Genomic DNA, 17,691 nt, shown 5'->3' with positions numbered 1-17,691 from the left:
GAATCGATCGGCGAGTGTGCGGAGGCGAGTCGGCCGATGTCAAGACGGCGCACATCGGCAGATGGCCGATACGTATGATGGGCGCGACTGCCTGTACTCGTCATCCCCCTCACCAACCCGGAGACCGCACATGATCAGCAAGAACACGATCTGCCTTTGGTACGACGGCACCGCGCAGGAAGCCGCGGAGTTCTACGCCAAGACCTTTCCCGACAGCGCCGTGAAAGCCGTGCACCACGCACCGACCGACTACCCCTCGGGCAAGAAGGGCGACGTGCTGACGGTCGAGTTCACCGTGCTGGGCATTCCCTGCCTCGGGCTCAACGGCGGCCCCGCGTTCAAGCACAGCGAGGCCTTCTCGTTCCAGGTGGCCACCGACGACCAGGCCGAGACCGACCGCTACTGGAACGCGATCGTCGGCAACGGCGGCCAGGAAAGCGAATGCGGCTGGTGCAAGGACAAGTGGGGCCTGTCGTGGCAGATCACGCCGCGGGTCCTGACCGAGTCGTACACCGACGCCGATCCGGCGGTGGCGAAGCGCGTGTTCGACGCGATGATGACGATGAAGAAGATCGACGTCGCCGCGATCGAGGCGGCGCGCAAGGGCTGAAGCACGCCTCGCTGCGCGGCGCCATAGGCCGCATGGACGCCTTGCCAGGCGAAAACCCGCCAGGGACAATCCCGGTCTCATCCGAGCACCGGGAAAGGAGCGGCGTGGCACAGCCAGACGACTTTCATGCCGGGCAGCTGCCGACCCTGCCGACGGATTCGCTGGTCGTCCCGGCCGCCCAGCGCCTCGACTGGGTGCGCTCCTGGCTCGGCGGCGTGTACGACTTCGGCCCGGGCTCCGCCCCATCGACCGCGGCGCAGGACTTCCGCTATCGCGGCACCTGGTGGCGGCACGACAAGGTCGTGGTCGGTGCGCTGGAATACGACGCCCATGTATCGACACGGGCCAGCCGGCAATTGCGCTCGGACCAGCTCGACCACTACCGGCTGATGCTCAGGCTCGACGGCTGCGTGCGCTGCGACCACGACGGCGTGCGGCAGATTCAGCAAGCGGGCGAGCTGCTGATTTCGGACATGTCCCGCCCCGACACGCTGGACTACGACGCCGGCAAGGGCATCGCGCTCATCGTGCCGCGCGAGATGCTCGACGAAGCGCTCCCGCGCGCCATGGACCTGCACGGCGCCGTGCCGCGCGGCGTCGCCGCCGGCATGCTGGCTTCTCATCTGCGCGCCATGGCCAGCGCGTCCGACGGCTTGAACATCGCCGAAGCCCCCGGCCTGGCGCAGGCCACGGTGAGCCTGCTGGCTGCCGCACTCCAACCGTCATCGCACAACATGGACCGCGCGAGGCCCGCCGTGGCGGCGACCGTGCTGCGCCAGATGTGCCGGTACATCGACCTGCACCTCGACAACTCGGACCTGTCGGCGGACGACCTGGCCGCCTTCTTCAATCTGTCGCGCACCACCGTGTATCGCTGCTTCGAGCCACTGGACGGCGTGACGCGCTACATCAAGGAGCGACGCCTGGCCCGCATCCACTCGCTGCTCGCGGATCCGAACAAGCGCGTGCACATCGGCCGCGTGGCCGAAGACCATGGTTTTCGCAGTCCCACGCATTTCAGCCGCGCGTTTCGCGACCAGTACGGTTACAGCCCTCGCGACGTGCGCAAGGGCATGCGCAGCGGTGTCGGCGCGATCGGCATCAGGCCCGAGGCGAATGCGGCCTTCGACACCTGGTTGCGCGCACTGCGCGACTGACCTTGCCGGCGCACTTGCCGATGCACCGCGACAGAATGGCGTCATGAACGACGCCACCATCGCCAGGACGATCTGGACGCTGCTCGACGCGCGTTCGCCGACGTCGTCGATCTGCCCCTCCGACGTCGCACGGGCGCTGGCTGCAGACGAGAAGTCGTGGCGCGCCCTGATGCCCGAGATCCGGCGCGTGGCCGCGGCGCTGTCGGACGAGGGCGCGCTGAAGGTCACGCGCGGTGGTGTCGTCGTCGACGCGATGGCCGGCGGCGGGCCGATCCGGCTGCGGCGGGCCGGTGCAGGGTGACTTGCGCGCTGCCCTGGGGGCTTCACAAGGCGTGAAGCGCCGCCCGCGCAGCTTCAAGGCGTCGACGGGCTGAACACCCGCAGACGATGGCCGTCCGGATCGAGCGCAGTGAAGGTGAACCCGAAGTCCATCTGCTGCGGCGCCTGCATGATGCGCATGCCGTCCTCGGACCAGCGCGCATGCAGTTGCCGCACGGTGGCGTCGTCGCCGACGGCGAAGCCGAGTTCACTGCCACCCACGGGTGTGGCGGTCGGCTCGACGGTGCCGCGCGACCACAGGCCCAGCATCGCACCGGACGCCAGCTTGAAGAGCGCGAAGGTCGGCGACGATTCGACCGGCGGATGGCCGAGCAGACGGCCGTAGAAGTCGGCGCTGCGCGCAGGGCTGTCGACGTACAGAAGGAAGAAGTTGAGATCGAGCATGTGTTCTCCGAAGCAGGGTCACTGGGTGCGTCGCAGCCCGCGCATCGGGCTGGCGCTTCAGTGAGTTCATGCTAAGAAGCGCTGCTGTCAGTTTCCGGCAGCAGTGCGACGGCCCTCCCCGCTTCATCGCGTGGGAGCGATGCCTTCCTTGCGCCGCCACGCCTTCAACAACGCCTGGCGGCGCTCCGGATACCGTTCTTCCTGCACCTCGACGGCCGTCATCCGATCCACTCGAAAATGGCGCTGCTCCTGGCGCAACTCGCACCATGCGACGGCGACGTGCGCCTGGTCGAAGAACCCCAGGGCGAACGGCCAGATGGTGCGTTCGCTCTCGATGCCCTTGAGATCGAGATACCCGATGCGGAGCTTGCGCTCCAGGCGGATCGCCCGCCTCAGCACCGGCAGATGCGCCTGATTGCTCGTGCCACCCGTGCCGTCCGTGCCGGCGCCTGCCGGGCCGATCAACAACGTGGAATCGTCGAGCGACTGGCGCAGGTCGGCCGGCAACACCGCCGCGATCTTCGACAGCGCATTGCGGGCATCGTCCGCGAGTTCGCTGTCGGTACGCTGGGCGACCCAGCGGGCGCCCAGCAGCAGGGCCTCGAGTTCCGTCACCGAGAACATCAATGGCGGCAAGGTGAAGCCCGGCCGCAGCACGTAGCCGACGCCGGCTTCGCCGCGAATGTCCGCGCCCTGGGCCTGCAGGCTCGCGATGTCGCGGTAGAGCGTGCGCAGGCTGATGTCGAGTTCACGCGCCAGGGCCGCGCCGCCGACAGGCTGCCGATGACGGCGCAGGCACTGCATCAGCGACAGCAGGCGTTCGGCGCGCGACATCGGGCAGAGGCGCGCTACAGCGACCGCATGAGCCCGCCGTCTACGCGCAGGCTCTGCCCCGTGATGTAGGCCGCATCGTCGGAGGCCAGGAAGGCGATCGTCGCGGCGATCTCCTCGCTCGTGCCGTAGCGCTGCAGGGGCACGCTGTCGCGGCGGTCGTCCTTCTCGGGGAGGCTGTCGATCCAGCCGGGCAGCACGTTGTTCATGCGCACCTTCGACGCGGCGTATTGGTCCGCGAAGAGCTTGGTGAACGCGGCGAGGCCCGCCCTGAAGACGGCCGAGGTCGGGAACATCGCGCTGGGCTCCACGGCCCAGGCCGACGAGATGTTGATGATGGCGCCGCCCTTCTGCTTTTCCATGATGGGCGCGACCAGCCGCGTGGGGCGGATCACGTTGAGCAGGTAGAACTCCATGCCCGTTTGCCACTGCTCGTCGGTGATGTCGAGCACCGCTCCCTTGGGACCGTGGCCGGCGCCGTTGACGAGCACGTCGATGCGGCCCCAGCGCTCCAGCGTGGTGTCGACCAGGCGGCCCAGGTCGTCGTTCGAACGGTTCGATCCGGTGATGCCGATGCCGCCGAGTTCCTTGCCGAGCGCCTCGCCTTTGCCGGACGACGAGAGCACGGCAACGTCGAAGCCCTTCTCGGCCAATTTGCGTGCCGCTGCGGCGCCCATGCCGCTGCCGCCACCCACCACCACCGCCACTTTCCCGTTCGACATCGAATTTCCTTCTGCGTTGAGAACGCCTAGACCACCAGAGCTGGATCGACCATCCGCACACGGTGGTCGACGTAGTAGCCGCCGTATTCGGTGTAGCGCAGGAACACCGTGCGACATGCGCCGCACACGTGCACGTCGCTTCGGTTGAACGGGAACCACGCCACCGCGATCGGGGCATCGGGCGAATCGTAGCGGGTGCCGTCGGGGTGGAACTCCTCGAAGGTCGGCTCGTCGATGTCGGGCGCCCGCAGCGTGCCGACCGGGTCGACGCCCTCGGGCCAACGCTCGAGCGTGATGCTCTCCCAAGCGGGCGTTTGCAGCACGCGGCAGCGGCAGGTGGCGGCCTGGGCCTCGAGCTTGCGGGAAGCGAGTTCGCGCAGTTGCGCAGCGTCGATCATGGATCGGCTCCATCGGCAGGGTCACAAGCCGCGATTGTGACCCGCGCTTCGATTCAGTTCTTCGACTTCGGTGGCACGGCCGAGACGTCCGGATGGCTGCATACCTCGATCACCACCGGACCCGGGACGGCCATGGCCTGTTCGACGATGCCAACTGCATCCCTGCCGTTCTCGATCTTGAAGCCACGCGCACCGAAGGCCTCGGCCAGCCGGCAGAAGTCGGGGTTCGCCAGGTCGGTGCCGCTCACGCGGCCCGGAAAGTGGCGCTGCTGGTGCGTGCGGATGGTGCCGTAGGAGCCGTTGTTCGAAACGATCACGCGCAGGTCGAGGCGCCGGTCGACGGCCGTGATCAGCTCGTTGCCATTCATGAGGAAACCGCCGTCGCCCACGAAGGCGAGCACCTGTCGCCCGGGGTGGCGAAGCGCGGCCGCCACGCCCGAAGGCACGCCCGTGCCCATCGCGCCGCAGGCCGAGCCCAGCAGCCGGTTGGCCGGCGTCATCCTGAAGATGCGGTGCACCCACGATGCGAAGTTGCCCGAGTCGGTGGTCAGGATCGCATCGGGCCTGGCCAACCGGCTCAACGCAGTGACCGCATGGCCCATCACGTCGTCGGGCGCGACCTCGGCGGGCTGCCAGCCGTGTGCGCCTTGCGCCGCTTCGGCGGCACGGCGCATCCAGCCCGGCGACGTCGCGGCGCGCTCGCCATCGCGCAGCGCGGCGCGCACGAAGGCATGCGACGAAGAAACGATCGGCAGATCGGTGTGGAAGTGCCGGCCGATCATTCCCGCGTCGGGATACACGTGCACCAGCCGCTGCGGGCTCTCGTCCTGGCGCGGAAAGGCGAAGCCGAGCGAAGACAGGTCGCCCATGCGGCTGCCGAGCGCGATCAGCAAGTCGGCCTCGCCAACCAGCGCGGCATGGGCCGGGGAAGCGAAAAAGCCGATCTGCCCAGCCCAGTGCGGGTCGAGGTTGGAGAACTGGTCCTGGTTCTTGTTGGTCAGCACGACCGGCACGTCCCACAGGCCGACCAGATCGTGCAGGTCGCGGCGGAACTCGGCGCTGCGGCACTCGCCGCCCACGATCAGCAAAGGCCGGCTCGCAGCGGCGATCAGTTCGCGAACGCGCGTGGCGTCTTCCGCACTCACGGTAGGAACGGCCAGGCCGTGCACGCGCACAGGCCGCTGCTGCACGGCTTCGGTGAGCACGTCTTCAGGCAGCTCGACGGCCACCGGCCCCGGCGTGCCCGAGGCCGCGGCCACGAAGGCTCGCGCCATGATTTCTGCGACCGACTCGGCGCGATCGATGCGCGCCGACCACTTGAGCAAGCCCGAGAACGCCGTTGACGTGTCGATCTCCTGCACCGCTCCCTTGCCCAGGTTGGGGCGATCGACCTGGCCGATCAGCAGGATCAAGGGAATCGCTTCCTCGGACGCCACGTGGACGCCGATCGCGGCATTGAACGCGCCGGGGCCGCGGCTCGCCATGACGACGCCGGGGCGGCCGGTCAGCTTGGCATCGGCGATGGCCGCGAGGGCTGCGGAGCCCTCGTGACGGCACGTCACCAGGTCGAAATCCGCGCGCGCGTGCAGCGCGTCGAGCAGCGCCAGGAAGCTCTCGCCGGGCACGCTGAAACCACGGTCGGCGCCGTGCGCCACCATGCTGTCGACGATGGCGTCCGCAACTCGATAGACCATGTCGGCGCGATCAGGCGTTGGGGTTGACGATCACGCGGCCGCGCACTTCGCCGCGCATCAGCCGTGCCGCCGCATCCACGGCCTGGTCCAGCGAGATCTCGGCAGCGATGTCTTCGAGGATGGGCCCGCGCAAGTCCTGCGCGAGGCGGTCCCATGCGGCCAGCCTGTCGGCCTTGGGACGCATGACACTGTCGACGCCGAGCAGGGCCACGCCACGCAGGATGAACGGTGCGACCGACGCCGGCAGGTCCAGGCCCTGCGCCATGCCGCACGCCGCCACCGCACCGCCGTAGCGAACCTGCGCGCACACATTGGCCAGCGTGTGGCTGCCGACGGAGTCGACGGCCGCGACCCAGCGTTCCTTCTGCAGCGGCTTGCCCGGTTCGCCCAATTCCTTGCGGTCGATGACCTCGGCCGCGCCCAGGCGGCGCAGGTACTCCGACTCCTGCGGCCGGCCCGTCGAGGCCACGACCTGATGGCCCAGGCCGGCCAGCAGCGCAATGGCGAAGCTGCCCACGCCGCCATTGGCGCCGGTGACCAGCACCGGCCCCTGCCCTGCCTTCAGGCCATGGCGCTCGAGCGCCAGCACGCACAGCATCGCCGTGTAGCCGGCCGTGCCGATGGCCATGGCGTCCTTGGCGCCGAAGCGCTGCGGCAGCGGAATGAGCCAGTCGCCCTTGACGCGCGCACGCTGCGCCAGGCCGCCCCAATGCGTTTCGCCGACGCCCCAGCCGTTGAGCACCACGCGATCACCGGGCTTGAAGTCCGCATGCTCGCTCTGCTCGACCACGCCGGCGAAGTCGATGCCCGGCACCATCGGAAAGCTGCGCACCACGGGACCCTTGCCGGTGATGGCGAGCCCGTCCTTGTAGTTGAGGGTGCTGTATTCGACGCGAACCGTGACGTCGCCCGCGGGCAGGCGGCTGTCGTCCAGTTCGCTCACCGACGCGCGATAACCCTCGGCGTCTTTCTCCACGACGATGCCTTTGAACGTGCTCATGTGCTTCTATGCCTCTTCGATCTCGATGAAAAATTAGCGACTTGGCCGGCGTGGCGCGCCGGCCTTCGGCGACGCACCCAGCCCGGCAAGAAACGCGGCGATGAAAGTGACCAGCGGCCGATCGCTCTGGACCAGCCGCGCGCGCAGCACCGCGCCTTCCCAGGCGATCCAGAAGAATTCGGCCACCTGGTCGATGTCGAGTTCGGCCGACACGCTGCCTTGCGCCTGCGCGGCGCGCAGGCAAGTCGCCACGCGCACCTGCCATCCGACCAGGATCGCGTCGAGCCTTTCGCGAAAGCCCGAGGGCAGCGCACCGAGTTCCTGGCTCAGGTTGCCGACCAGACAGCCGCGTGTGTAGCGGTGCTTGCGCATGCCCTGGGATGCGTCGGCGATGAAGTCCGCGAGCCGGTCGAGCGGTGCACGCGTTTCATCGAGCAGCCACTTGTCGAGCTTGCGTTTGAAGTAGTCGTCGTAGGCGTCCATCACCGCGGCGCCGAAGGCGTCCTTGCTCTCGAAGTAGTGATAGAAGGAGCCCTTGGGCACCGTCGCCCGCTTCAGCACCGCATCGAGGCCGGTCGCACTGAAGCCCTGCTCGGTCAACAACTCCATGCCGCATCGGATCAACACCTCTCGCGTGGTCGAGTAGGCGGGTGCGGCGCTGCGCGTGCGTGGCACTGCTAGCTTGGGCTTGCGGGTCGTCATGCGGCGCATTCTAGACCGATCGTCTAGCAAACAGCCAGCACTTTTTTCTTCCAATTTCCCTTTCTACATTGGAAGCAACGATGTTCTTGCGCTTTTCTTAAGATTCCTTCTTGACACAAAGTGTCCTGCAATTTCATACTCGCTCCACCAACCCCGACCTGGATGAAGGAAGCAAGAATGAAGCCCGTCACGATCACGAGATGGCTCGCCGCCATCGCCCTCGCCTGCATCGCCACCGCGCCCGCATCGGCCGATGAAGGCTATCCGTCGCAGCCGATCAAGCTCGTGGTCGGCTTTCCTCCCGGTGGCCCCACCGACATCATTGCCCGCGTGATCGCGCAGTCGCTGGGCAAGGAGCTCAAGGGCTCGGTCATCGTCGACAACCGGGGCGGCGCCGGCGGCATCATCGGCGCGGAGGCGGTCGCCAAGTCCAAGCCCGACGGCTACACCCTGCTGGTCGCGGTGGAGTCATCGCAGACGCGCGGGCAGGCGCTCAACCCCACCTTGCCCTACGACCAGGCCAAGGACTTCACGTACATCCGCAACCTGGCCAAGCAGCGCAACCTGGTCGTGGTGAACCCGCAGGTGCCGATTAACAGCGTGCAGGAGCTCATCGCCTATGCCAAGGCCAACCCGGGCAAGCTCAACTCGGGCGGCACCTTCGGGGCCACGTCGCACATCGGCGGCACCTTGTTCGACGCGCTGAACGGCACCGAGCTGACCTTCGTCAACTACAAGGGCGGCGCGCAACCCATCAGCGACCTGATCGCCGGCGTCGTGCAGGTGGGCTTCTTCACCGAGGCCACGATCGCGCAGCACGTGAAGGCGGGCAAGATCAAGGCGCTGGCGGTGGCGGCACCCGAGCGCTCGCCGGCCTTCCCCAACCTTCCGACCGTGCAGGAAGCCGGCGGCAAGCCGATGGACCTGTCGCCCTGGTTCGGCATCGCCGCGCCGGCCGGCTTGCCGAGCGCGGTGACGCGCAAGCTCACGGCAGCGCTCGACAAGATCGTCGCGAGCCCCGAGTTCCTGACGCAGCTGGAGACGCTGGGCGCCGTGCCGGTCAAGGACTCTTCGCCCGACGCCTATGCCAGGCAGGTGGCCCGCGAGATCGACTTCTGGAACAACTGGGCCAAGACGCTCAAGACGCCGCTGGCGCGCTGACCGCCCGACGAGCACAGTCGCGCCATGAGCTTTCAACATTCGCACGATGCCGAGCTGCCGCGCGAGGAGCAGGACCTCGTCGCCGCCGCCGCCGAGTTCTGCCGCGGCGCGTTCAGCGACCATCTGCTGGACACGCACAACCAGGGCCAGCCTTACGACGCAGCGTGGATCGGCAAGTGGGCCGAGGCGGGCTTTCTGGGCCTGCAGACGCCGCGCGAGTTCGGCGGCCACGGCGCCTCCTTCCTCTGCAAGATCCGCGTCGCCCAGACCATGGCCGAGCACGGCTTCGCGGCCGCCTTCGCCATCAACAACCTCCAAGGCTCGGTGACGCGGGTCGCACGCGCAGGCACCGATGTGCAACGCGAACACCTGCTGCAAGCGATGCTGCGCGGCGACGTGCTGTGCGCGCCCGCCATGTCCGAGCCCGGCGGCGGCAGCGACCTGGGCGCGCTGACGACCACCGCGCGGCGCGTGGACGGCGGGTGGCTCGTCACCGGCACCAAGTCGTGGATCACGAACGGGCAGATCGTCCATTGCGCGAACGTGCTGGCGCGCATCGGCGGCGACGACGGCGGTGATGCAGGGCAGCTCGCGTCCTTCCTGATTCCATTGAACGACGGCGACACCTTCCGCCGCGAAGAGATCCACATGCCCGGCGCACGGTCGTTCCGGCTGTCGCACCTGGTCTTTCACGATCACTTCGTGCCCGACTGGGCCTTGTTCGGCGATCCGGGCCAGGCGCTCAGGACATCGATGGCCTCCGTCAATGCGGCGCGCGTGCACGTCGCGGCGATGTGCGTCGCTTCGATGCGGGCGGCGCTCCGCGAGGCCGTCGACCACGCGCACCACCGGCACGCCTTCGGCAAGCCGTTGATCGGCCACCAGGGCATGGCGTGGGAGCTGGCGGAGGTGTCGCTCAGGCTCGAAGCCGCCGATGCGCTCGTGTGGCGCGCGGCCCAGGCCGTGCAGGCCGACGCGCCGGCGCTCACGCTGGCGGCCCAGGCCAAGAAGTTCGCGGTCGACGTCGCGCTGTGGGGCATCGACCAGTGCCTGCGCGCCATGGGCGCGACCGGCGCCAGCGCCGCGCACCGGCTCGCCATGCAATCCGCCGAAACGCGATTGGGCGCCTTCGGCGACGGCACCAGCGAGATGCTGCTCGACCGCATCGGCAAGCAGCTGCACCAGGAATACGGAGCGGCGCCCCCTCGTCCTCCGATCGACAGGAAAGACCCGGCATGAGAAACGTGGTGGTGAACGACGCGCATGCCGCCGTCGCCGGATTGCGCGACGGCCACACCGTGATGGTGGGCGGCTTCGGCGGTGCAGGCGTGCCGCGCAACATGATCCGCGCGGTGCTCGACCTGGGCGTGCGCGAGCTGACCGTCATCTCGAACAACGCCGGCTCGGGCGGCGAAGACCTGACGCTGTGGTTCGACGCGCGCATCGTGCGCAAGATCGTCTGCTCGTACCCGCGCAGCGCCGACGTGTTCGCCGAGCAGTACCGCGCCGGCACGGTCGAGCTCGAACTGGTTCCGCAAGGCACGCTGGTCGAGCGCATCCGCGCCGGTGGCGCAGGACTGGGAGGCTTTCTCACGCCGACCGGTGTCGGCACGGTCTTCGAAAGCGGCAAGCAAAAGATCGCGGTCGACGGGCGCGAGTACCTGCTCGAAAAGCCCTTGCACGCCGACTTCTCGCTGCTCAAGGGCCGCCAGGCCGACGTGCTGGGCAACGTCAACTACAACAAGACGGCGCGCAACCATTCGGTGGTGATGGCGACGGCCGGCACGGTCGTGGCAGTCGAAGTCGACGAAGTCCACGAGGCCGGCGCGCTCGATCCCGAGGGCATCGTGACGCCCTGCATCTTCGTCGACCGCGTCTTCGTATCGAGAAAGGCTGGAATCCGATGAACCCGACGAACTCGACGAATTCGATGAACGCGATCAACTCGCTTTCGAGGCAGGAACTCGCACGGCTGGTGGCCCGGCATCTGCCCCCGGAGGGTTTCGTCAACCTGGGCATCGGCGCGCCCACGGCCATCGCCGACCATCTGCCCGCCGGTTCGCACGTGATGCTCCACAGCGAGAACGGCATCCTCAACGTCGGCCCCAAGCCGTCAGAGGGACAGGAAGACGGCGACCTGATCAACGCCGGCAAGATGCCGGTCACGCTGGCCCGCGGCGGCTCTTACTTCGACTCAAGCCTGTCGTTTTCGATGATGCGCGGCGGCCACCTCGACATCGCGATCCTCGGCGCGTTTCAGGTGTCCGAGCACGGCGACCTGGCCAACTGGAGCACCGGCGACCTGCACGGCGCGCCGCCGGCCATCGGCGGCGCCATCGACCTGGCCGTGGGCGCGCGGCAGATCTGGGTGATGATGGACCACAGCACGCGCGATGCGCAGCCGCGGCTGGTGCAGCGCTGCACGCTGCCACTCACGGCCGTGGGCGTGGTGACCCGGGTGTTCACCAACCTGGCCATCGTCGGCATCACAAACGAAGGCTTCGTACTGGAGGCCCTGTTCGAGCAGGCGTCCGTCGAAGAGGTCCAGCAGCGCACGGGCGCCCTTCTCAGCCTTTCGCCGGAGATGCGGCGCTTCGGCCGCGACGGCGTGCTGGTGCCGGCCTAGTTCACGCGGTCGCGGCGATCACCACCAGCGCGGCAGCCGGTTCGTCGGTCAGCGCGGTGAGCTTGTGCGGAATGGTCGAATCGAACTGCACGCAGTCGCCGGGCTTCAGGTGCTCGTTGCGCGCGCCGATCTGCATCGCGATCTCGCCGGTGAGCACGAACAGCAGTTCTTCGCCTTCGTGGTGGCTCATGATGCGACCGCGCCGCTGCGTCTTGCCAGGGTGAACGATGAAGGCGCGCATCACGCGGTCGGTCTGCAGCCCCGCCACCAGCGACAGGTGCGTGGCGGCATCGCCGCCGATCGAGCCGTTGCCCCGCACGATGGTGATCGGGTCTTGCTCGGACTGCTGGCCGAAGAGCCGGTCCACCGTCACGCCGAGCGCCTTCGCGATGTTGAGGGCCGACTCGATCGAAGGCGTGGACATGCCGCGCTCGACCTTGGACAAATAGCTGCGTGTCAGCCCCGAGTCGCGGGCCAGGTCTTCCAGGGTCATTCCGGCCTGGACGCGAAGGTATTTGAGATGGAGTGCCAAGGCCTTGAAGGGGTCGGCAACCGGCTGACCCGTTGCTCTCGACCCTCCGGAAGTTGCATGAGGCCGCGATTCTGGCACGCCCCCAAAAAGCCGACGCGCAGCACTTGCCACGGCGCGCAGGCGAACCTATCATTGCTTCCTAAATGACACAAAGTGTCCTAACCACTTCGACGGAGACCTGCGACATGGATGCACCCCTCAGAGAAAAAGCCTACTTCGACCAGCGCGCCACGCAGGACATGGCCAAGCACCTGCAGACCGCCAAGCGCAGCAGGCAGCAGACCATGGCCTACGCCTGCCGCATCCTCGCCATGACGGAGCAGGAAGCCGGCCTCGCCGGCCAGATCAGCGTGCGGTCGGACCGGCCCGGCGCCTACTGGACCCTGCGCTTCGGCCTGGGCTTCGACGAGGCCACGCCCGACGACTTCATCGAGGTCGACCGCGATCTCAACACGCTGACGGGCGACGGCATGCCCAACCCCGCCACGCGTTTCCACCTGTGGGTCTACGACGCGCGGCCCGACGTGCACTCGATCATCCACACGCATTCGCCCTGGGCCTCCGCCCTGGCCGCGGCACGGCAACCGCTGGTCATCGCGCAGATGGACATGACGCCGCTGCACAACGACTGCGCATTCCTCGGCGAATGGCCGGGGGTGCCCATCGCCGACCAGGAAGGCGTGATCATCTCGAAGGCGCTGGGCGCCAAGCGCGCCATCATCCTCGCGCACCACGGCTACCTGACGGCCGGCGCGACCTGCGAGGAAGCGACCTACCTCTCGGTGTACCTGGAGCGCGCCGCGCGCATGCAGATCCGTGCCCAGGCCTTCGGCCCCCTGACGCCGGTGGACGATGCGCTGGCGGCAGAAGCGCACGACTACCTGCTCAAGCCGTCGATCGTCAACGCCACCTTCGACTACTGGACGCGCCAGACGCACGGCGTGCCGCCATTGCCCATCGCATGAACGCCACCCCTGATATGCCCGATACCTTCGGCCTCGACAAGGCGGCGCTGGTGACGCAGTCCACCCGCCGCATGGACCAGCACTTCAAGGACAGCGGCTACACGCTGCGCCAGAAGCTCGCGCTGACCTGCCGCATCCTCTTCGACAACGGGCACGACTCGGGCCTGGCCGGCCAGATCACCGCACGCACCGGCACGCCGGGCCAGTTCCTCACGCAGCGCCTGGGCCTGGGCTTCGACGAGATCGCCGAAGACAACCTGCTGCTGGTCGACGAAGACCTCGAAGTGCTAGACGGTGATGGCATCCCGAACCCGGCCAACCGCTTCCACTCGTGGGTGTACCGGGCGCGTCCGGACGTGAACTGCATCGTCCACACCCACGCGCTGCATGCGTCGACGCTCGGCATGCTGGAGCAGCCGCTGCAGGTTTCGCACATGGACAACTGCGTGCTCTACGACGACGTCGCTTTCGTCGCGAAGTGGCCCGGCGTGCCCGTCGGCAACGAGGAAGGCGAGTTCATCGCCGCCGCCTTGGGCAGCAAGCACGCGCTGCTGCTGTCGCACCACGGCCTGCTGATCGCGGGCGCCACCGTGGAGCAGGCCTGCGTGCTCGCCCTCGCCTTCGAGCGCGCAGCGCGCATGCAGCTGCTGGCGAGCGCCTCAGGCATCATTCAGCCCATCGACCCGGCGCTCGGCGCCGAGGCGCACGACTGGATCCTGCGGCCTACGCGAAACGCCGTCGCTTTCGACTACTACGCGCGGCGCTCGCTCAAGAAGCCGCACAACGCGGATTGCCTGCGGTCCACCGCCTGAGCGCGGCTCAGTCCGCGCGTATCTGCCCACGCCTCACGATCGCCGAGAACTTGGCGTCTTCGGACTTCAGGAACTCGGCGAACTCCTTCGGCCCCAGGCCCAGACGCGTGACGCCCGCCTCGTCGAACTTCTTCTGGATGTCCGCAGTGCGCAGGATCTCGCCGAGTTCCTGGTTCAGCCTGGCGATGATCGCCTTGTCGGTTCCCACCGGCGCGAAGATGCCTTGCCACACCGAGACGTTCGCGCCCTTCCAGGCCGGCACCGCCGCCAGCGGCGCGATGCCCGGCATGGCCGCGGAGGGCTGTTCGGCCATGAGCCCGTAAGCCTTGATCTTTCCGGCCTGCACTTGCGGCATGACCATCGACAGCGGTAGCACCGCCAGCTCGATCTGGTTGCCGGCGAGGTCGGTCACGATCTGCGGCCCCGCCTTGTATGGCACGTGGACGATCGACACGCCTCCTTGCTGCTTGAGCATCTCGCCGCCCAGGTGCAGCGAGGTGCCGACGCCCGAGGTGGCATAGCTGTACTTGCCCGGCGAGCGCTGGATGTCGGCGAAGAGTTCACCGGCAGAGCGCGCAGCGAGTTCGGGCTTGCCCACCAGCACCAGGGGCTGCGAGCCGAGCAGCGTCACGGGCTCCAGGTCCTTCAGGCCGTTGTACTTCACGGTCTGCGGCGTGACCATCCTGGCGATGACGACGGAGCTTTCGACCGACAGCAGCAAGGTGTAGCCATCGGGCTTGGCGCGCGTCGCCCGCTCGGTGCCCAGCACGCCGCCGGCGCCGACGACGTTGTCGATGACCACCGGCTGGCCCAGCCGCCTGGCCAGCTCGGGCGCGACCCAGCGCGCCATCACGTCGACGTTGCCGCCGGCCGAGTACGGCACGATCATCGTGATCGGCCTGGACGGCCAGGTGTCCGCGGCGGCGGGGTGTGCGGCAGTCAGTGCGACCGCGGCGAAGGCGGCGGACGCGGCAAAGGCGGCGATGGCCGGTACGCGTCGCGAAAAAGTCGGCAGGTTGTTCATGGTGTGCGCTCTGCGGTGAATGGGGTTGTTTGCCTTCAGGCGGGTTGCGCTTCGAGCTCGACGATCTGCGCCTGGAAATCGCGGCGCAGATCGGCTTTGGCCTGCGGGTCGAGCCAGCAGGCCTCGACGCCGCTCAGGCTGAACTGCCTGGCTTCCTGCCAGCCCCAGCCCAGGCCGTCGAGCACGTGCTGGTAGGTGTGCGCCATGTCGGTATGGAACATCGCCGGGTCGTCGGTGTTCAACGTGGTGTTGAGGCCGGCCGCCGCCATGCGGCCGATCGCATCGAGGCGACGCTCGCGGTTGGCAGCCACGCTCGTGATGCCGCACACCGCGAAGTAGACACCGCTGTCCCTGGCGCGCGCGATGGCCGCGTCGGAAGCCATCAAGTTGTAGCCATGGTCCAGCCGATCGCACCGCAGGAGGTCGAGGCAGGCATCGAGGTGCGAAGGCGGTGCCTCGGCGAGGGTCTGGTTGTCTTCGCAGACGTGGGCGGTCTTCTTCAGGCCGGCCTGCGTGGCGCGGCGGTACACGGCTTCGAACTTCGCCGGCGGCCCCGCGCGCTCGGGCCCGTCGAGGCCGATGCCCACCACGCGCTCGTGGCGGTGCGACAGGATCAGGTCCATGGTCTCTTCGGCGCTGGCCGCGTCCCATTCCCTGTCGAACGAGGCCAGTAACAGGGCCGACACCGGAAAGTCCCGCTCCGCCGCCTCGATGCCCGCCACCAGTCCCGCCACTTGCGCCGCATAGCCGGCACCCGACGGAATGAAGTACTGCGGATTGAAGGACATCTCGATGTGCCGCACGTTGCTGGTCTTGTAAGCGTCTTCGATGGCTTCGTAGGCGACGCGCTCGAAGTCGTCCTGCTCGCGCAGCACGAGGGCGACCAGGCGGAGCACTTCGAGGAAGTCGTAGAAGTCGCGGTAGGTGTACAGCTGGTCGACCGGGCGCGGCAACTGCAACCCGTACTTGCCGGCGAGCGCCGCGAGGGTCGCGGGGCGCAGGGTCCCGGTCACGTGGCAATGCAGTTCCACCTTCGGCAGCTGTGCCACTTGCTGCGCCACTTGCGATGCGGTCCATGTCATGGTGTCGTCGTCTCTTTCGAAGAAGCCTCTGGATGGCCTCCACGGTAGGCTTCGAAGCGACGATGCGCCAGACCGGCCGGTGTACTGCAGGTTATGGCTGCGCTGTCATGACCCGCCGGAGGCCTGCCTGCGCTTCAGCCCCCGTGCGGCCTCGATCAGCTCGGCGCGGAACCAGGCCAGCGCCCGATGCTTGTGGGTGCGCTCGTGCCACACGAGGTGATATCGAAGCGGCTTGATGGCCGCCGGAAACGGCAGCACCCGCAACGGAGACTCCGCCGCCATCTGCTCGGCCAGCAGGCGGCCGGTGGAGAACACCAGGTCGGTGCTCGCGAGGATCGCCGGCGCGAGGCTCAGGAACTGCGTGCGCACCGCCGTGTGCACCGACACGCCCAGCGTCGACAGCAACGCGTCCATCACCGAGCCCTGCCCCGCCACGTGCTCCAGCGACGACAGATGCCCCGCACGCAGATACGCGTCGAGCGAGAGCGTGCCCTTGGCCAGCGGATGCCCCTTGCGCACCACGCACACGAACTCGTCGCTCAGCAGATGCGTGGCACGCAGGTGCGGCGGCAGTTCAGGCCACACGGAGATCGCCATGTCGATCTCGCCATCGGCGAGTTGCCGGTAGTGGTCGAAGCGGTCGCCCAGCCCGCGCACCGTGATCTCCGATTCGGGCGACGCGAGGCTCACGCGCCGGATCAGCTCGGCATAGAAGCGCTTCGGCAGGAAATCGTAGGCGGCCAGCCGAAACTTCTGGCGCGACGTGGTCGGGGAGAACTCGGGCCCGCCGGCCGTCAGCAGCGAAAGATCGCCCAGGATGCGCCGCACCGGCGCGGCCAGCGCCTCGCCGCGCTCGGTCAGCACCATGCGATTGCCCACGCGCACGAGCAACTCGTCGCCGATGATCTCGCGCAACGCCTTCAGGTGCCGGCTGAGCGCGGACTGCGCGATGCCGAGCCGCGCTGCGGCCCGCGACACGCTGGCGTCGACCAGCAGCGCATTCAACGAGCGGATGAGCGATTCGTCGAGGCGGCGCACCGGCTCGGCGTTGGAAGACGGGCGTTCGGTCGTCATGGTCTTCGTGGTCGCCACGGTCCTCGCCGTCCTCATGCGCGGCAACGCGGCAGATCGGACGCCGCGAGCATGCGCTGCCACAACCCCAGCCAAGGGTTCCAGTCATGCCCGCCCGCCGCGGTGAACACCCGCGCCGGCGGCAACGCTTCGGCCAGCACCTGCTCGGCCGGCGCGAATCGGTCGGAAAGTCCGAAGCCCAGATAGAGCGGCGGCCTTGTCGATGGCGGATCCGCACGCACGAAGCGCTGCGCGATGCGCCAGGCTTTCAAGCCCACGTCTTCATCGTCGGCCTTCGTGACCTGCACCTCCTGCGGCGCCTGCCAGTTCCTCAGGCCGGCCTCCCGAAGCGACGTCGGCACTGCTCGAGGCTCGCCAAGGTAAGGCGCCAGCGTCAACACGCCCGCGATGTCGCCGGAATGCGCATCGGCATACAGCAACGCACCGAGCCCGCCCAGCGAGATGCCGGCCAGCCAGATCGACGGCCTGCCCGCGGCCATCGCAGGCTCGACGACGTCGATGCGCAGGCGGTCGACGATGCTGCGGTCCTGGTAGTAGCCCACGTGCGCGTCGACCAGCAG

21 protein-coding genes are annotated in these 17,691 nt (G+C 68.2%); 9 read left to right on the top strand and 12 right to left on the bottom strand.

Annotated features, from left to right (window positions below):
* Nucleotides 1-130 precede the first annotated feature (130 nt).
* The 3 genes from B0W80_RS19340 to B0W80_RS19330 all read left to right on the top strand — a co-directional run bounded on the left by B0W80_RS19340 (nt 131) and on the right by B0W80_RS19330 (nt 2,068).
* A complete protein-coding gene (locus B0W80_RS19340) occupies nt 131-610 on the top strand; it encodes a VOC family protein (protein WP_077000783.1) in 480 nt (159 codons plus the stop codon).
* A 104-nt stretch (nt 611-714) separates the two neighbouring features.
* Nucleotides 715-1,767, top strand: a complete 1,053-nt coding sequence (locus B0W80_RS19335; RefSeq protein WP_077000782.1) for a helix-turn-helix domain-containing protein — start codon at nt 715-717, stop codon at nt 1,765-1,767.
* A 43-nt stretch (nt 1,768-1,810) separates the two neighbouring features.
* The gene (locus B0W80_RS19330) at nt 1,811-2,068 is read left to right on the top strand and encodes a DUF3253 domain-containing protein (protein ID WP_077000781.1); all 258 of its coding nucleotides are present in this window, start codon (nt 1,811-1,813) and stop codon (nt 2,066-2,068) included.
* Nucleotides 2,069-2,121: 53 nt separating this feature from the next.
* Here the strand turns inward: B0W80_RS19330 and B0W80_RS19325 are convergent, their stop codons facing one another.
* The 7 genes from B0W80_RS19325 to B0W80_RS19295 form a co-directional block, all read right to left on the bottom strand.
* Complete coding sequence (locus tag B0W80_RS19325; protein WP_077000780.1) at nt 2,122-2,490, bottom strand: VOC family protein; 369 nt, start codon at nt 2,488-2,490, stop codon at nt 2,122-2,124.
* Between the two features lie 123 nt (nt 2,491-2,613).
* Nucleotides 2,614-3,324, bottom strand: coding sequence for a YafY family protein (locus tag B0W80_RS19320; RefSeq protein ID WP_077000779.1), 711 nt, complete (start codon nt 3,322-3,324; stop codon nt 2,614-2,616).
* A 14-nt stretch (nt 3,325-3,338) separates the two neighbouring features.
* Complete coding sequence (locus B0W80_RS19315) at nt 3,339-4,043, bottom strand: SDR family oxidoreductase (RefSeq protein ID WP_077000778.1); 705 nt, start codon at nt 4,041-4,043, stop codon at nt 3,339-3,341.
* A 26-nt stretch (nt 4,044-4,069) separates the two neighbouring features.
* Nucleotides 4,070-4,441: a hypothetical protein gene (locus B0W80_RS19310; RefSeq protein WP_077000777.1), complete on the bottom strand. Its 372-nt coding sequence runs from the start codon at nt 4,439-4,441 to the stop codon at nt 4,070-4,072.
* Between the two features lie 53 nt (nt 4,442-4,494).
* Entirely contained in the window at nt 4,495-6,135 is a 1,641-nt protein-coding gene (locus B0W80_RS19305) for a thiamine pyrophosphate-dependent enzyme (protein WP_077000776.1), read from the bottom strand.
* A gap of 10 nt (nt 6,136-6,145) precedes the next feature.
* Entirely contained in the window at nt 6,146-7,135 is a 990-nt protein-coding gene (locus tag B0W80_RS19300) for an MDR family oxidoreductase (protein WP_077000775.1), read from the bottom strand.
* Nucleotides 7,136-7,168: 33 nt separating this feature from the next.
* Nucleotides 7,169-7,837, bottom strand: a complete 669-nt coding sequence (locus B0W80_RS19295; protein WP_083745506.1) for a TetR/AcrR family transcriptional regulator — start codon at nt 7,835-7,837, stop codon at nt 7,169-7,171.
* Nucleotides 7,838-8,014: 177 nt separating this feature from the next.
* Between B0W80_RS19295 and B0W80_RS19290 the strand changes: the two genes are divergently transcribed.
* Genes B0W80_RS19290 through B0W80_RS19275 form a run of 4 tightly spaced genes read left to right on the top strand, consistent with a single transcriptional unit; the run spans nt 8,015 to nt 11,624 of the window.
* On the top strand, nt 8,015-8,998 hold the full coding sequence (locus B0W80_RS19290; protein WP_143684695.1) for a tripartite tricarboxylate transporter substrate binding protein: 984 nt from the start codon (nt 8,015-8,017) through the stop codon (nt 8,996-8,998).
* Nucleotides 8,999-9,022: 24 nt separating this feature from the next.
* Nucleotides 9,023-10,237 (top strand): acyl-CoA dehydrogenase family protein, encoded by a 1,215-nt coding sequence (locus tag B0W80_RS19285; RefSeq protein WP_077000773.1) that lies wholly within the window; start codon nt 9,023-9,025, stop codon nt 10,235-10,237.
* The gene (locus B0W80_RS19280; RefSeq protein WP_077000772.1) at nt 10,234-10,905 is read left to right on the top strand and encodes a 3-oxoacid CoA-transferase subunit A; all 672 of its coding nucleotides are present in this window, start codon (nt 10,234-10,236) and stop codon (nt 10,903-10,905) included. The genes B0W80_RS19285 and B0W80_RS19280 overlap by 4 nt, the downstream gene beginning before the upstream one ends.
* 32 nt (nt 10,906-10,937) lie before the next feature.
* Nucleotides 10,938-11,624 carry a 3-oxoacid CoA-transferase subunit B gene (locus tag B0W80_RS19275; protein WP_077000814.1) on the top strand — a complete coding sequence of 229 codons (687 nt, stop codon included), beginning with the start codon at nt 10,938-10,940 and terminating at the stop codon, nt 11,622-11,624.
* A 1-nt stretch (nt 11,625) separates the two neighbouring features.
* On the opposite strand, the gene B0W80_RS19270 is transcribed toward B0W80_RS19275, so the two are convergent.
* Nucleotides 11,626-12,234, bottom strand: coding sequence for a helix-turn-helix domain-containing protein (locus B0W80_RS19270; RefSeq protein WP_256856625.1), 609 nt, complete (start codon nt 12,232-12,234; stop codon nt 11,626-11,628).
* Between the two features lie 107 nt (nt 12,235-12,341).
* Between B0W80_RS19270 and B0W80_RS19265 the strand changes: the two genes are divergently transcribed.
* Complete coding sequence (locus B0W80_RS19265) at nt 12,342-13,121, top strand: aldolase (protein WP_077000770.1); 780 nt, start codon at nt 12,342-12,344, stop codon at nt 13,119-13,121.
* Between the two features lie 14 nt (nt 13,122-13,135).
* The gene (locus B0W80_RS19260; RefSeq protein WP_077000769.1) at nt 13,136-13,933 is read left to right on the top strand and encodes an aldolase; all 798 of its coding nucleotides are present in this window, start codon (nt 13,136-13,138) and stop codon (nt 13,931-13,933) included.
* A gap of 7 nt (nt 13,934-13,940) precedes the next feature.
* On the opposite strand, the gene B0W80_RS19255 is transcribed toward B0W80_RS19260, so the two are convergent.
* The 4 genes from B0W80_RS19255 to B0W80_RS35555 form a co-directional block, all read right to left on the bottom strand.
* Nucleotides 13,941-14,957, bottom strand: coding sequence for a tripartite tricarboxylate transporter substrate binding protein (locus B0W80_RS19255; RefSeq protein ID WP_077000768.1), 1,017 nt, complete (start codon nt 14,955-14,957; stop codon nt 13,941-13,943).
* A 35-nt stretch (nt 14,958-14,992) separates the two neighbouring features.
* Nucleotides 14,993-16,039, bottom strand: a complete 1,047-nt coding sequence (gene add, locus B0W80_RS19250; protein WP_077000767.1) for an adenosine deaminase — start codon at nt 16,037-16,039, stop codon at nt 14,993-14,995.
* Between the two features lie 105 nt (nt 16,040-16,144).
* Nucleotides 16,145-17,113, bottom strand: a complete 969-nt coding sequence (locus B0W80_RS19245) for a LysR family transcriptional regulator (protein WP_179106974.1) — start codon at nt 17,111-17,113, stop codon at nt 16,145-16,147.
* A gap of 32 nt (nt 17,114-17,145) precedes the next feature.
* Nucleotides 17,146-17,691, bottom strand: a 546-nt coding sequence (locus tag B0W80_RS35555) for a hypothetical protein (RefSeq protein WP_077000765.1), incomplete at its 5' end; no start/stop codon positions are given.

The sequence above is a fragment of the Variovorax sp. KK3 genome (assembly GCF_001984055.1).
In the GTDB taxonomy this organism is placed as follows: Bacteria; Pseudomonadota; Gammaproteobacteria; order Burkholderiales; family Burkholderiaceae_C; genus Variovorax.
This window is presented reverse-complemented; position numbering and strand designations above follow the sequence as displayed.

Coding starts and splice junctions, on each gene's coding strand:
- B0W80_RS19260 (WP_077000769.1), top strand. CDS start 13,136: ATGCCCGATACCTTCGGCCTCGACAAGGCGGCGCTGGTGACGCAGTCC.
- B0W80_RS19285 (WP_077000773.1), top strand. CDS start 9,023: ATGAGCTTTCAACATTCGCACGATGCCGAGCTGCCGCGCGAGGAGCAG.
- B0W80_RS19325 (WP_077000780.1), bottom strand. CDS start 2,490: ATGCTCGATCTCAACTTCTTCCTTCTGTACGTCGACAGCCCTGCGCGC.
- B0W80_RS19290 (WP_143684695.1), top strand. CDS start 8,015: ATGAAGCCCGTCACGATCACGAGATGGCTCGCCGCCATCGCCCTCGCC.
- B0W80_RS19255 (WP_077000768.1), bottom strand. CDS start 14,957: ATGAACAACCTGCCGACTTTTTCGCGACGCGTACCGGCCATCGCCGCC.
- add (WP_077000767.1), bottom strand. CDS start 16,039: ATGACATGGACCGCATCGCAAGTGGCGCAGCAAGTGGCACAGCTGCCG.
- B0W80_RS19320 (WP_077000779.1), bottom strand. CDS start 3,324: ATGTCGCGCGCCGAACGCCTGCTGTCGCTGATGCAGTGCCTGCGCCGT.
- B0W80_RS19265 (WP_077000770.1), top strand. CDS start 12,342: ATGGATGCACCCCTCAGAGAAAAAGCCTACTTCGACCAGCGCGCCACG.
- B0W80_RS19340 (WP_077000783.1), top strand. CDS start 131: ATGATCAGCAAGAACACGATCTGCCTTTGGTACGACGGCACCGCGCAG.
- B0W80_RS19295 (WP_083745506.1), bottom strand. CDS start 7,837: ATGACGACCCGCAAGCCCAAGCTAGCAGTGCCACGCACGCGCAGCGCC.
- B0W80_RS19315 (WP_077000778.1), bottom strand. CDS start 4,043: ATGTCGAACGGGAAAGTGGCGGTGGTGGTGGGTGGCGGCAGCGGCATG.
- B0W80_RS19245 (WP_179106974.1), bottom strand. CDS start 17,113: ATGACGACCGAACGCCCGTCTTCCAACGCCGAGCCGGTGCGCCGCCTC.
- B0W80_RS19300 (WP_077000775.1), bottom strand. CDS start 7,135: ATGAGCACGTTCAAAGGCATCGTCGTGGAGAAAGACGCCGAGGGTTAT.
- B0W80_RS19280 (WP_077000772.1), top strand. CDS start 10,234: ATGAGAAACGTGGTGGTGAACGACGCGCATGCCGCCGTCGCCGGATTG.
- B0W80_RS19310 (WP_077000777.1), bottom strand. CDS start 4,441: ATGATCGACGCTGCGCAACTGCGCGAACTCGCTTCCCGCAAGCTCGAG.
- B0W80_RS19305 (WP_077000776.1), bottom strand. CDS start 6,135: ATGGTCTATCGAGTTGCGGACGCCATCGTCGACAGCATGGTGGCGCAC.
- B0W80_RS19330 (WP_077000781.1), top strand. CDS start 1,811: ATGAACGACGCCACCATCGCCAGGACGATCTGGACGCTGCTCGACGCG.